The organism is Paenibacillus agaridevorans (assembly GCF_018604145.1).
Taxonomy (GTDB): Bacteria; Bacillota; Bacilli; order Paenibacillales; family Paenibacillaceae; genus Pristimantibacillus; species Pristimantibacillus agaridevorans.
Map to the genome: position 1 here is coordinate 354,485 of NZ_CP075889.1, position 13,249 is coordinate 367,733.

The 13,249-nt window shown below is 52.9% G+C and carries 14 protein-coding genes; 10 read left to right on the forward strand and 4 right to left on the reverse strand.

Annotated elements, in window-relative coordinates; genetic code table 11:
* Window positions 1-11: 11 nt before the first annotated feature.
* From KJW29_RS01360 to KJW29_RS01375, 4 genes are all read left to right on the forward strand, one after another.
* Window positions 12-737, forward strand: a complete 726-nt coding sequence (locus KJW29_RS01360; RefSeq protein WP_214628471.1) for a ThuA domain-containing protein — start codon at window positions 12-14, stop codon at window positions 735-737.
* A 116-nt stretch (window positions 738-853) separates the two neighbouring features.
* Entirely contained in the window at window positions 854-1,954 is a 1,101-nt protein-coding gene (locus KJW29_RS01365) for a Gfo/Idh/MocA family protein (RefSeq protein WP_214628472.1), read from the forward strand.
* Window positions 1,955-3,061: 1,107 nt separating this feature from the next.
* Window positions 3,062-3,352, forward strand: a complete 291-nt coding sequence (locus KJW29_RS01370) for a hypothetical protein (RefSeq protein WP_214628473.1) — start codon at window positions 3,062-3,064, stop codon at window positions 3,350-3,352.
* Between the two features lie 84 nt (window positions 3,353-3,436).
* Window positions 3,437-3,832: a VOC family protein gene (locus KJW29_RS01375; RefSeq protein WP_246608535.1), complete on the forward strand. Its 396-nt coding sequence runs from the start codon at window positions 3,437-3,439 to the stop codon at window positions 3,830-3,832.
* 184 nt (window positions 3,833-4,016) lie between these two features.
* Here the strand turns inward: KJW29_RS01375 and KJW29_RS35875 are convergent, their stop codons facing one another.
* From KJW29_RS35875 to KJW29_RS01385, 3 genes are read right to left on the reverse strand one after another with little or no spacing between them, the layout of a single operon-like run.
* Window positions 4,017-4,919, reverse strand: a complete 903-nt coding sequence (locus KJW29_RS35875; RefSeq protein ID WP_246608536.1) for a glycine betaine ABC transporter substrate-binding protein — start codon at window positions 4,917-4,919, stop codon at window positions 4,017-4,019.
* A 36-nt stretch (window positions 4,920-4,955) separates the two neighbouring features.
* Entirely contained in the window at window positions 4,956-5,789 is an 834-nt protein-coding gene (locus KJW29_RS35880) for an ABC transporter permease (protein WP_087570115.1), read from the reverse strand.
* The gene (locus KJW29_RS01385) at window positions 5,776-6,993 is read right to left on the reverse strand and encodes a quaternary amine ABC transporter ATP-binding protein (RefSeq protein ID WP_214628475.1); all 1,218 of its coding nucleotides are present in this window, start codon (window positions 6,991-6,993) and stop codon (window positions 5,776-5,778) included. The genes KJW29_RS35880 and KJW29_RS01385 overlap by 14 nt, the downstream gene beginning before the upstream one ends.
* Before the next feature lie 250 nt (window positions 6,994-7,243).
* On the opposite strand from KJW29_RS01385, the gene KJW29_RS01390 reads away from it, so the two are divergent.
* Both KJW29_RS01390 and KJW29_RS01395 read left to right on the forward strand, forming a co-directional pair.
* The gene (locus KJW29_RS01390; RefSeq protein WP_087570117.1) at window positions 7,244-7,801 is read left to right on the forward strand and encodes a GbsR/MarR family transcriptional regulator; all 558 of its coding nucleotides are present in this window, start codon (window positions 7,244-7,246) and stop codon (window positions 7,799-7,801) included.
* Window positions 7,802-7,922: 121 nt separating this feature from the next.
* On the forward strand, window positions 7,923-9,170 hold the full coding sequence (locus KJW29_RS01395; protein ID WP_246608537.1) for an alpha-D-ribose 1-methylphosphonate 5-triphosphate diphosphatase: 1,248 nt from the start codon (window positions 7,923-7,925) through the stop codon (window positions 9,168-9,170).
* 3 nt (window positions 9,171-9,173) lie between these two features.
* On the opposite strand, the gene sspI is transcribed toward KJW29_RS01395, so the two are convergent.
* Window positions 9,174-9,422 carry a small acid-soluble spore protein SspI gene (gene sspI / locus KJW29_RS01400; RefSeq protein ID WP_087570118.1) on the reverse strand — a complete coding sequence of 83 codons (249 nt, stop codon included), beginning with the start codon at window positions 9,420-9,422 and terminating at the stop codon, window positions 9,174-9,176.
* A gap of 168 nt (window positions 9,423-9,590) precedes the next feature.
* On the opposite strand from sspI, the gene KJW29_RS01405 reads away from it, so the two are divergent.
* The 4 genes from KJW29_RS01405 to KJW29_RS01420 all read left to right on the forward strand — a co-directional run bounded on the left by KJW29_RS01405 (window position 9,591) and on the right by KJW29_RS01420 (window position 13,111).
* Window positions 9,591-10,424 (forward strand): TrmH family RNA methyltransferase, encoded by an 834-nt coding sequence (locus KJW29_RS01405; RefSeq protein ID WP_246608538.1) that lies wholly within the window; start codon window positions 9,591-9,593, stop codon window positions 10,422-10,424.
* A 294-nt stretch (window positions 10,425-10,718) separates the two neighbouring features.
* Window positions 10,719-11,744, forward strand: a complete 1,026-nt coding sequence (locus KJW29_RS01410) for a hypothetical protein (RefSeq protein ID WP_214628476.1) — start codon at window positions 10,719-10,721, stop codon at window positions 11,742-11,744.
* Window positions 11,725-11,898, forward strand: a complete 174-nt coding sequence (locus KJW29_RS01415; RefSeq protein WP_214628477.1) for a type II toxin-antitoxin system HicA family toxin — start codon at window positions 11,725-11,727, stop codon at window positions 11,896-11,898. Before KJW29_RS01410 ends, KJW29_RS01415 begins: the two co-directional genes overlap by 20 nt.
* Before the next feature lie 508 nt (window positions 11,899-12,406).
* Window positions 12,407-13,111 carry a M50 family metallopeptidase gene (locus KJW29_RS01420; RefSeq protein WP_214628478.1) on the forward strand — a complete coding sequence of 235 codons (705 nt, stop codon included), beginning with the start codon at window positions 12,407-12,409 and terminating at the stop codon, window positions 13,109-13,111.
* The last annotated feature ends 138 nt before the right edge of the window (window positions 13,112-13,249 follow it).

The following is a 13,249-nucleotide window of genomic DNA, read 5'->3' on the forward strand; positions in this document are numbered from 1 at the left end:
GCGGAGGACGAATGAGAAAAGCATTAATCGTATGGGGCGGATGGCTGGGACATCAACCGGAAGAGGTCGCGGCGATCTTCCGTGGGCAGTTGGAGGCGGAAGGCTTCGAGGTGGAGGTGTCGGACACGCTGGAGGCGTTTGCGGACGCCGAGAAGCTGAAGGCGCTGGATCTCATCATTCCTCTGTGGACGATGGGGCGGATCGACCAGAAGCTCGTCGACAACGTATCGGCGGCCGTGCAGAGCGGCGTCGGACTGGCGGGGAGCCATGGCGGCATGTGCGACGCATTTCGGGAGAATGTCGACTGGCAGTTTATGACGGGCGGACAATGGGTGGCCCACCCCGGCAACGACGGCGTGAACTACACGGTTAACATCAGCAATTCCACCAGCCCTCTGGTAGATGGAATTGACGACTTCGAGGTGAGCTCGGAGCAATATTACCTGCATGTCGATCCGGCGGTAGAGGTGCTGGCAACAACGAGATTCCCGGTCACTCCGGGGCCGCACGCATATAACAAAGCGGTTGATATGCCCGTCATTTGGACCAAACGCTGGGGACTGGGTCGCGTCTATTACAACTCGCTCGGACACCAAGCGAACATTATGGATATTCCGGTCGTGAAGGAGCTTATGCGGCGCGGTTTCCTGTGGTGCGCGGACGGCAAGACTGCGGCTGAAAAAGCCGGAGCAGGCAATGGGGCTGCTTACACGGGCATGCAGGATAACCAGCTGTAGAAAGCGCGGCGGCACGAAACGGGAACTAAGCTCGGTGAGAAACGGATGCAGACGAGGGTTTGCAGATCCGTGTTGATCAATATCTATTATTAGGGCGCATAGAAGGATGGGAGCACATGGACAAAATTAAAGCAGGCATTATCGGAACCGGCAACATCAGCGGCATCTACTTCGAGAATGGCAGCAAATTTGACGCGTTGCAGGTGGTCGCGTGCGCGGACCTCGACGTGGATCGGGCGAAGGCGAAAGGCGAGCAATATGGCGTACGCGGTTATTCCGTGGATGAGATGCTGGCCGACCCGGATATCGATATGATCATCAATCTGACGATTCCCCAGGCGCATGCGGCGGTTAATCTGCGGGCGCTGGAGGCAGGCAAACATACGTACGTCGAGAAGCCGTTCGCCGTTACGCGCGAAGAAGCGCAAGAGGTGCTGGAGCTTGCCGCACGCAAAGGACTGTATGTTGGCAGCGCGCCGGATACGTTCCTTGGCGGGGGGATCCAAACCTGTATCAAGCTGATCGAAGACGGCTGGGTAGGCACGCCGATCGGCGCAACCGCGTTTATGGTGGGCGGCGGACACGAAAACTGGCATCCTTCGCCGGAGTTCTATTACCAGAAGGGCGGCGGCCCGATGTTCGACATGGGACCGTACTATCTCACCGCGCTGGTAGCGATGCTGGGGCCAATGACCCGAGTGACGGGCTCCGCCCGTATCTCTTATCGGGAGCGGACCATTACAAGCCAGCCGAAATTCGGGCAAAAGGTGCAGGTCGAAGTTCCGACGCATATTGCCGGCGTTATGGACTTTGCATCCGGCGCCATCGGCACCATCCTGACGAGCTTCGATGCGAAGGGAGGCTCCACGCTTCCACGTATCGAAGTGTATGGCAGCGGCGGCACGATGGTCGTGCCGGATCCCAATCATTTTGGCGGCGAAATTCTCGTATGCCGTGCCGGAACTCGGGAATGGGCGACGATTCCGCTTACGCACGGCTACTCGGAGAACGCGCGCGGCGTCGGCGCGGCCGACATGGCCAAGGCGATCCAGACGGGCCGTAAACATCGGGCTAACGGCGAGCTCGCGTATCATGTGCTGGAAGCGATGCACGGCTTCCACGACGCTTCGGAGCAAGGCGCGCATTACATCATGAAGAGCAGCTGCGAGCGTCCGCAGCCGCTGCCGCTGGGCTTGCAGCCGTTTACGCTGGACTAGGCGGAACGGGCGATGGCGGGCTCTGGCTCATAGCGAGTTTAATCGTCTTGGAACGGAAAGGCCAATCCGATTGATGGATTGGCCTTTTTTTCCGTTTAGAATATGATGGAACAATTTTGAAGGCGAATAACGAACGGAGTTGCTCCTATAGAATAGGGGGGCGGGGGCATGGTTAGTGTCCATAAGCGATAGTAACGCCTATGGCTCCAAAAAGTAGGCGAACGAGCAGCTGTAGGCGTTAAAAACGCCGATGGACTGCTAAGTAGCTTTGATTAGTGTCCATAAGCGTTAGAAACGCTTATGGCTCCAAAAAGTAGGCGAACGAGCAGCTGTAGGCGTTAAAAACGCCGATGGACTGGTAAGTAGCTTTGATTAGTGTCCATAAGCGTTAGAAACGCTTATGGCTCCAAAAGTAGGCGAACGAGCAGCTGTAGGCGTTAAAAACGCCAATGGACTGGTAAGTAGCTTTGATTAGTGTCCATAAGCGTTAGAAACGCTTAGGCTCCCAAAAAGTAGGCGAACGAGCAGCTGTAGGCGTTAAAAACGCCGATGAACTGGAAAGTAACTCTGATTAGCAGCCATGGGCGTTAGAAACGCTTATGGCTCCAAAAAGTAGGCGAACGAGCAGCTGTAGGCGTTAAAAAAGCCGATGGACTGAAAAGTAACTCTGATTAGCAGTCATAGACGTTAGAAACGCCTATGGAGCCAAAAAATAGGCGAACGAGCAGCTGTAGGCGTTAAAAACGCTGATGAACCGGAAAGTATCTCTGATTATCGTCCATGGGCGTTAGAAACGCCTATGGAGCCAAAAAGTAGGCGAACGAGCAGCTGTAGGCGTTAAAAACGCCGATGGACTGGTAAGTAGCTTTGATTAGTGTCCATAAGCGTTAGAAACGCTTATGGCTCCAAAAAGTAGGCGAATGAGCAGCTGTAGGCGTGAGTTGGGCCCCGCTGCACGAGCTGCAAGCCGAGAAAATCGGCTTGGAGGCAGCCTGAGCGCCGCTGCGCGAGTTGCAGGCCTAAAAAGTCGGCTTAGAGGCAGCTTGAGCGCCGCCGCGCGAGTAGTTCGCCCGACTGTCGCTTTGAATGATCGTATGAGATAATTGGATGCGAGAGGTGAACGACCATGACGAATCCCAAGTCTTCCGCTGGCAGCATGTACTTTCGTTTCTGTCGGCCCCGTCATCCGCTCTGGAACGGGAACGGTATGTTTCGCAAATCTGGCACAACGTACAGGTCGGAGCTGGAGTTGTAGAAACGAATCCGAAGATGATTCCCGACGGACTTTATCATATGGTTATTAATATGGGCTCTGCCCATACTTATATCGACGACAAAGGGAGACGATGGTGTCCCGAGGTTATGTCAACGCCAAGCATAACGACTTTGTCACAATAGAGCGGAGCGGCAAAGTGGATTTGCTGGGAGTCGTAATCCACCCTTGGGGGGTTGTTACCCTTCATGCAAAAGGAGGAAGTTAAGATGAAACGAACGATCGGACATGTTACCATTTTGGTAGAGGATTACGATGAGGCAATCGCATTCTACAGGGACAAGGCGGGCTTCGAGCTATTGGCGGACAACGAGTTTGGAGGCGGCATGAGATGGGTTAGTCTAGCTCCTTCCAGGGAATGTCAGACCGCCATCGTGCTGGTGCTCGCTGACAGCGAAGAGAAACGGGCCAGAGTCGGCAGCCAGGTTGCGAATCATGTGAACCTGGTCATTCAGACGGATGATTGCCGTCGGGATTACGAGGTCATGAAGGCGGCAGGCGTAAAGTTCTTCGGCGAGCCGAACGAGGTGCCTTGGGGTGTCGAGGTCGTCTTCGAGGACCTGTACGGCAATCGATTCGATCCGTTTCAGCATAACGGCTTCTAGGCATGCGGCGGGAGCGGAAGTAGCAGTGATTTGACAAGAGCATAGTCATAGTCATCACATAGAAATCCTGGGTGATTGGAAGATGGGGCATTCGGGACCTAGCATAGTTTCCTATTGGATAAAAAAAGGCGTTGCGGGTAGTCCCGCAACGCCTCTTGGCTATTCTTGAATTGTTCTGCTAATGTTACTCCAGCCAAGCGTCGACTTTATCGCCGTTAGCCTCGACCCAAGCTTTCGCGGCGTCCTCGGGCGATGCGCCTTCGACGATGTCGATCATGACCGCAGCCATATCGTCCGGGGTCCAGTTGAACTTGTCGAGGAACGCATAGGCTTCCGGCTGAGCGTCCTTCAGACCGTTACGAACGACCGTATGAATCTGCTCGTCCTGGCCATAGACGCCCTTCGTATCTTCAAGATATTTTAAGTCCATTTTGGCGAACTTCCAGTGAGGCGTCCAGCCCGTCACGATGATAGGCTCTTCTTTTTTGTACGCGCTCTCCAGCGCCTGCGTCATGGCAGCGGAGGAGCTCTCCAGCAGCGTCCACTTGTCCTTCAGGCCATACTGCTCCAGCACGTCCTCGGTCTTCATCATAAGGCCGGCGCCCGGCTCGATTCCGGTAATGGTGTATTTAACGCCATCGCCGACAGCAACGTCCGTTGCGAGCTCCTCGATGCTGTTAACGTCCATGTAAGCCGGAACGACAAGGCCGAGCTTCGTACCTTCCAGGTTTGGACCCAGATCCTCCAGCTTGCCTTCGTTGTCGGCGAGATACGATTCATGCGTGGTCGGCAGCCATGCGGCTACCATAGCGTCTGCGCTGCCGTCCGCAATGCCGGTCCACATAGGTCCCGCGTCGACTTGGAGCATATCTACTTTGTAGCCAAGCTTGGTCTCCAGCACTTCCTTCACGACATGCGTACTCGCGATTTCGGAATCCCAAGCGACGTAAGCAAGCTTGATTTCTTTTTTGGCATTCGAAGTTCCGTCTCCGGACCCTCCGCCATTGTCTCCGTTGTTCGCTCCGCAGCCTGCCAGCAGCGCGACCGACATGGCAACCGCAGCGAATACATTCCATTTCTTCTTCATTGAACCAACACTCCCTTTTCTATAATTGAATATATTTTAAGCCTTGGAACGTTTGATCACCTGTTGGGTTAAACGATCCAGTATAATGGCCAAAATAACGATAGCAAGCCCGGCCTCGAAGCCAATTCCCGTCTTGACCTGCGTTACAGCCCGGTAGACCGTAGCGCCGACGCCTTGCGCGCCGACCATGGATGCGATGACGACCATGGACAGGGATAACATAATGGTCTGGTTCACGCCTGCCATAATTGTAGGCAATGCGATGGGTAGTTGAAGCTTGATCAGCTTCTGTCCCGGAGTCGAACCGAACGCATCGGCTGCTTCGACCAGCTCTGCCGGCACCTGCCGGATTCCGAGATTGGTTAGGCGAATCGTAGGCGGAATCGCGAAGATAATCGACGATATAACGCCTGGCACAACGCCTAGACTAAAGAACGTGACCGCCGGCAGCAAATACACGAATGCAGGCATTGTCTGCATAAAGTCCAGCACCGGAGTGATCACTCGTTGCAGCCCATTGTAGCGGGCGATCAGAATGCCGATCGGTATGCCGATAAGGATGGAGATGAACGCGGCGGTCAACACGAGCGACAACGTCTGCATCGTCTGGCTCCAGAGCTGCAGATTGTCGATAATGAGCAAGCCGATCGCGGTGAATACGCCCATCTTCCACTTGCCGATATACCAGGCAAGCGCTGCGAAGATAATAATGACGGCAAGTGGTGGCAGCCAGTCCAGCGCGTTGTTTAACCCCTCGACTGTGCCTCCTATGATCATTTTAATGAAGTCGAACAGCGGACTTAAATTGTTCTCGAGCCATTCCTCGAGCGTCTCGATCCAGTCTGAAAGAGGAATTTTAGGCAGATTCATGGTTATCTCCTCCCTCCGTCACGACATTGGTATTGCCCGCAAGCGCTGCGAGAACGGCTCCCTTGATCACGACGCCCTTTAAGCGGCCATTGTCGTCCGTTACTGCGACCGGTAGCCTGATATTGCCCATTAATTCGAATAATTCATTTAGTACGGCATCCGGCGAGACGATCGGAATATCCTCACGCATAAAAGTATCCTCGAGCTTCAAATTCTCCTTGACGGCCCGAGACGCGTCGTCCGCCGTAACGATGCCGAGCAACTTCATCGACTTGTCTACGGCATACAAGCTGGAGACGCCGCGTTCGCGCATAAATTGAAGCGCAACGCGTGGACCTTTGTCGAGCGTAATCGTCTCGGCCTTATCCATGACGTGAGAGGCGGTGAGCACCTTCGACAGGTCGACATCTTCGACGAACCGCTCCACGTATTCGTTGGCGGGCTGCATCAGAATATCCTCCGGCGTACCGATCTGCACGATGCGGCCATCCTTCATTAATGCAATGCGATCGCCGATACGCAAGGCTTCGTCGAGATCATGCGTAATGAAGATAATCGTCTTTTTCATCTGGCTCTGGAGCTCCAGAAGCTCATCCTGCATATCCTTGCGGATGAGTGGATCCAGTGCGCTGAACGCTTCGTCCATGAGAAGAATGTCGGGATCGTTGGCGAGGCCGCGCGCCAGTCCGACACGCTGCTGCATGCCGCCGCTGAGCTGCTCGGGATAGCTGTCTTCCCAGCCCTTTAGGCCGACAAGCTCAAGCGAGCGCATTGCCATTTCCTTGCGTTCCTTCTTTCCGATGCCCTGCACCTCCAGTCCGTACTCTGCGTTGCGCAGCACGGTTCTATGAGGGAACAGCGCGAACTTCTGGAACACCATGCCGATGTTCTTGCGGCGGAATTCGCGGAGTTGCTCCGCGCTCATCTTCATGACATCCTGTCCCGAGAACAGCAGTTGTCCCGCCGTTGGCTCGATCAGTCTATTGAGGAGCCTCACGAGCGTCGACTTGCCGCTTCCCGAGAGCCCCATGATCACAAAGATTTCTCCTTCTTCAATAGAGAATTCCGCTTGATTGACGCCGACGGTCAGCTTCGTTTCCGCTAAGATTTTGTCCTTCGACCAGCCTTTATCGAGCAGCGGAATGGCCTTCTTCGGATCATTGCCGAATATTTTCGTCAGCTTCCTGGCTTCTATAATGGCCATGTTTGTACGCCCCCTTCCAAGGTTTCCGGTAAAAAATCGACTCCTCAAGTGTATCTGGATAAAGTTGTTATGGTCAAAGACGCTGAGCCTTCGTATATTTTGTACAGTTTTAACTTTACGTACTTTATATACCGTATACTCCGGATAACTCCGAATTTCGCCTTAAAGACCTCCTTTACATGGATTAGGTTGTGTGCTTCAATATCGTTAGAGGTTTTGACAGGCGCTGCCGCTCCTTGGGAGGGATAACATGAATGAATTAGCAGCCATTACGGATGAACAACGCGCGAAGCTGCTCGGAACGCGCAGACGCGTGGTGGAATCGATCGGTAAAAACATGGATTTATACGGCATCACGTTATCCATTGGCCATTTATATGGAAATATGTATTTTAATCAGGAGCCCGCTACGCTGGACGAGATGGGCGAAACGATGGGCATGAGCAAGACGTCGATGAGCACCGGCATGCGTACGCTGCACGATCTCAAGATGATCAATAAGGTGTGGGGCAAGGGCTCCAGGAAAGATCTGTACGAGGTGGAGCCGGACTGGCACCAGAACTTCGCGGACTTCTTCTCCATCAAGTGGCGCAAGGCGGTCGAGCAGAACATGAACGTTATGCAGCGGTCGCTGAAGGATATAGGGGCGATGATGGAGCAATACGAGGACGATGAAGCCTTTATGAAGCTTCTACTGAACGACAAGGGCAAGATCGAGGAGGCGCTGAGCTATTATCGCTGGCTGGACAGGCTCATCGACTCGTTCGAATCCGGCGAGATTTATAATTTCATTCCAAAAGAACAATAGACGTTAAGAAGATGGCCGCGGGAAGCTCCCGCGGTTATTTTGTTTGTTCGCGGGTTATGGTACGCTACATGTACAAACTTGGATTTTACGAAATTTAACAGGAAAGGGTCGGAAAATAACCGTGAACAATAGGAACATGACGCCGCTGCCGCTAATGGATCGGCCAACATCGCCGATGCTGATCCTCGATGGACAGATCGTGCTCGCGGACCGTGTCATTAAAGGCTCCGTGGGAATTGTCGATGGGCGGATTACGGACATTTTGGAGGAAGAGGATCGGGGAGCTGGCATTGCGCCGACTGCGGCCTCGTTCCTGGATCGGTACCCCGAAGCGGAAGTCGTTGATGCCGAAGGGAATTTCGTGCTGCCGGGACTCATCGACATCCATTGCGACGCCATCGAGAAGGAGGTCCAGCCGCGCCCCAATACTCTGTTCCCGCTGGAGATGGCGCTTATGGAGTTCGAGCGGAAGCTGCCGTTGCATGGGATAACGACGATGTATCATTCGTTGTCGCTCGGGGTAGGACTAAGCTTGCGGGGCGATCATTATTTAACTGGCATGGTGGATCTGATCGGACGGTACAATGAGCGTCGGTCCATGATCCGAAATTTGATACACCTGCGGTTCGAGATCTCGCATCACGCCGGATTGCCCATTGCGGAGCGGTATGTGGAGGAAGGCGCCATCCATTATTTATCGTTTATGGATCACTCCCCCGGGAGCGGACAATATCGAAAGTCAGGCTCCTTCGAACGCTATGTAATGAAAAATCAGGGTGTCACGATGGATGAGGTGCAGATGATCGTAGAGGAGCTGGCGGAGCGTCGCAAAAGCGTGGATACCGACCGTCTAAAGAAGCTCGGCGAACTGGCGCGATCACGAAGCATAGGCGTCGCGTCGCATGACGACGATACGCTTGAGCAGGTAAATCGATCGCATGCGCTTGGCGCGAATGTGAGCGAATTTCCCATCACGTTGGAGACCGCGCAGTATGCGGTGACTCGAGGAATGCGCGTCTGCGTTGGCGCGCCGAACATCGTCCGCGGTGTCTCGCACGACGGCAACCTAAGTGCATCGGAAGCGATCCGTCTAGGGGCGGCCGATATTATTTGCTCGGACTACCATCCTTCTTCGTTGCTAACGGCGATCTTCAAGCTGGCAGATGAAGGGACGGCCGATCTGCCCGCCGCTGTTCGTATGGCTTCCTTGCATCCGGCGCAAGCGATGTCGGCAGACAGCCGAATAGGGTCCATCGAGCGTGACAAATCGGCCGATCTCATCATCGTTGGCCGGTATGAAGGAATGCCGTGGGTAACCGATACGATTGTGGGCGGAGTTAGAGTATATCGTTCCTCCGTCCGATATTAATGCTTAAGAGGGCGAAGGATTCGCTGCTGCATTGCCCGTGTCGCCATGCAGATGCTGGTATATGGCATTGACCAGATGAGATTGCTCGTTCTCGCTGGACTGCTTCCAGACCATCTCGAATAGTACGCCGAGACCGGGCAGCGCCTTCTCGTCATGGTCGACCGATCCTTCAATCACCTCTGCCAGCTGCTCCTTGGAATTATCTTGCACACGATTGACAATGGCTTGCCGCAAGTCGATTATCGGATTCATTGACAATACCTCCCGCCTGGATTCATGTTGCTTCCGGTGCACGACTTACTATTCCCTTGCCGCTTGGCCTTCATCCAAGCCAGGATAAGGTTGTGGTATACTGGATGAGATTAATCGACGGTGCCATACGGGCAACCCATTATATGAAGGAATAGGCAGGGAAAGCTAATGACTCATCATAATCGTAATCATAATCGTCATATGCTGATCAGTTCCGCGCTAAACGACCGGGTCAAAGGCTGGGCAGCGTTGATGGATAAAAAAAACCGCGATAAATCGGGACTTTTCCTGATCGAAGGCGTCCATCTGATCAAGGAAGCGTTCCAGTCCGGCGCCGGAGTGCGAACCGTCGTCTACGACGACGAACGCGGATTGCCCGAGGAGCTCGCGGACATCGAGGAGTCGGAGCGGGGGATGGATGCCGAATGGATTCGGGCCTCGCGCGCCGTCATGGCCAAGTGCTCCGACACAGACAGTCCACCTCCGGTATTCGCCGTTTTGGTAAAGCCAAACACTGACGCGGAAGCTCTATTTCGCGGTAAAGGCCTTGTTGTCGTGCTGGACGGCTTGCGCGATCCCGGCAATGTCGGCACGATTATCCGGAGCGCGGACGCCGTAGGCGCGGATGCCGTGCTGCTGGGCAAAGGCAGCGTCGATCTCTTTAACCCCAAAGTCGTGCGCTCCACGATGGGTTCGTTGTTTCATCTCCCGATCGTGGAGGGAGATCTCGCAGAGCTGCTGCCGCTCGCGGGCGATCGGGGCATTAAGCGCGTCGGAACGAGCCTTCAAGCGGATCATAGCTGCTATGGCTACGACTGGAAACAGCCGACCTGGCTGCTGATGGGCAACGAGTCGAACGGTCTGTCGGCCGCTGTCCGCGAGCTCATGGACGAATCCGTCATTATTCCGATGCGGGGCCGCGCGGAATCGCTGAACGTGGCGATGGCGACAACCGTATTGCTGTTCGAGGCGGCTAGACAGAGAGAATATAACAAATCTTAAGCGGATCCTACTCGAGAACCACTAGGAGCCAGGAGACGCCTGATTGATCCGAATGTACCATGAATCTATCTGCCATGATAACGGAATTATGCCGATGCAAGCACCTGATTTTTCGGCCGAATATTTCGTAAGCTGATCACCTTCACAGGTAACTATTCGGTCAGGCTATGGAAGACGAGATAGTGTGTAAAGGTGGGTCCTTGCATTTGCTGTGAGAGTTTCCTAGCACATTATTTATGGGACTATACTTCTCTTTCGTTACTTTATTGATAGTATAGAATTGAGAGGTGCTGTATGAGAAAATCGTCTCTGTGGATTTATGCGGGATTGGTGCTGGTGTTGGCGTTCGATATTTGGACAAACCACTCACCAGAAGCAAAAGCGTTTTATGACAAGTTGCTCGACCCAATCGATGCGATCAAACTTTCGTTGATTTGGTCAATCTTATTCTTCATTGGGTTGGTCATCTGGTATAGGGATCGCCTTTCTTTAAAGGAAGATGAGAAAGATGAACTGAAAAACCAGATGCGAAGCCGGATGGAGATGCTCGTAATGGCAAATCAGGAGTTAAGCGAGTATCGCATGCACGCTTTGCTTCTAGGCTTGTTTCAACGCTTTGTCTCGATACAGCCGTTTGTTCTCGGAGTACAGCTCTATGAGTATACCATCGTGAACAAATCAGGCTATGGAACCGTGAAGCTTAATTACTTTGACGGGTACGTCCGTGAGCTCGTCGATGTTAATGCTGCTCAACAATTGTATTATTCCTATCCTTTGGACGTCATGCGTGAATATCAGGATGCGTTGGAAACGTTGTACGAAGAGGATAATACCGAGCAAATTTATCCAGACAAGCTAATAGACTTCTGCAACAAGTATCAGCGCGGCCTCTCCTTGAAGCCGAATCGGACCATTTCTGAAGAGGATGCCATTATTTACGCCTTCGTTTCGCTGGGTATAGATATACTAAGCGCTGCCCTTTATAATCCGGTTGGCAGTTTTATTGATCCGGATAAGATCAAGCTGCTTCGGACCAAGAAGCGGACTGGCTTTCTACAATCCATCCTTGCGAACAGCCCCTACACGTTTTCGCATCATGGGTTAAATGGCAAGGCAGATCGACAGTATATCGGCAGTCCTTTTCATTTTAATGACCGTCAATATCTATACGTCATTGTTCTTGATCAGGAAATCCTGGATGAGAGCAACTCCCAGGACATGATGACGGATATTACTGATGGCTTTGAAAGCCGACTTCAAAAATGTCTCGAATCCGTGTATAATGGAAACAGGAAGGGTGATGATGAACATGGTAGTTAAGCCAGAGAAGAAAGTTCTCAATGCTTCCGAAGTAATCCGCCGGCTTGAAAAAGATGGATTCGTTGTTAAAGAGTCTCGCTCCAGTGAAGCGACTTTAAAAGCAGGCTATAGCGCCTTGGTTGGCAGTCGGAATCGCCCATTGGTTATGAAATAAAATACTTAATTCAGGAAAGGAGACGGCGATGCCGTCTCCTTTCATAATTGCTCCTCTTTCGGCGTATACTTCTCGAAACGCCAAATGGGAGGGAAGGCAACCTTATGGACAAACCCTATCCTAAAAATCGTGAGGCAATCTTACGGCAGTTAAAAAACCTCGGATATCAGGTGGACGAAAGTGAAGAGAATAGACCATCCGGTTTAGTTGGAAGTCGCCGCAGCCCCCTAATTATCTCGTCCAAGCCGGCAAGCAGTAAGTCATGAAGTCTAAGAAAATGTGAGGAGGGGATAGAGTTGTACCTGTAGCTTGCGCCTCCAGTATCGCTGCCGCAACCCAATGGACTCGTGCCAGAGCGTGGTCAAACGTTCTCGATCGAGCGAAGCTGTTGGCTTCCAGTTTTGTATCGGTTAAACTTAAAAGGAAGATCCGACTTGCAGCATCAGAATTGACAGTGAAGCTATGTGGGAGCCTTCGACGATTCTCTTCGAATAAGGAGGTGCTCGGCATGTTCTCGTGGCTGCGAGCAGGCGTTATTTTTGTTGTCGTGTTGGTTCTGACCCGGTTCATCCCGTTCTCATCCTTCTTCCGGAACGTGAATACGCTGGTTCATGAGCTTGCGCATGCCGCGGCGGCGCTCGTGCTTCAAGGCAGCGTCATGCATATCCATCTCTTCGCGGACCAAAGCGGAGTGACCTATACGAGATTTCAAGAAGGCTGGATGATGATTCCGATCGCGCTGGCAGGATATATCGGGGCTTCCTTGTTTACCGTTCTGCTCTTCTCCTTGTACGCGAAAGGACGGGTCAAAGCAGGTCTTATTATCGTGGCTGTGCTGGCCACCGCGGCGCTTGCCTTGTTCGTGCGGAACGGATACGGCGTGGCATGGAGCGCCGGTTTTGCGGCTGTAACGCTCTTGATTGCTTTGGCTGGGCAGGCATGGCTCATGAAAGGTTATTATTTGCTCATCGCATTTCTGTGCCTCGTTGAATCCGTCGTATCCTCGCTTGTCATTTTATATTTGGCCGTCGTCGACCCGGCTGCCGCAGGCGATGCGGCCAGCTTAAGCGGAACAACCGCCGTTCCGGCTATTGTCTGGGGCCTGATCTTCGTATCGTTTGCGTTATGGTGCGCCAAGCTGTCGCTTGGGAGCCTGTTTGCAAGAAAACGGACGGATTCGGGGCAAGTACAAGAGTATAGCAGAAACATATAGGCATAATAAAGGCATAATAAAGGCATAAGAGGGCATCCCGGGTCATCGCAGATGACAGCCGGGGCCTTTTTTGTACTTAGGGTTCCAAGCAGCTTGGCAACATGGAAGCTGAGTTCGTGGTATAATACTGCATTATCG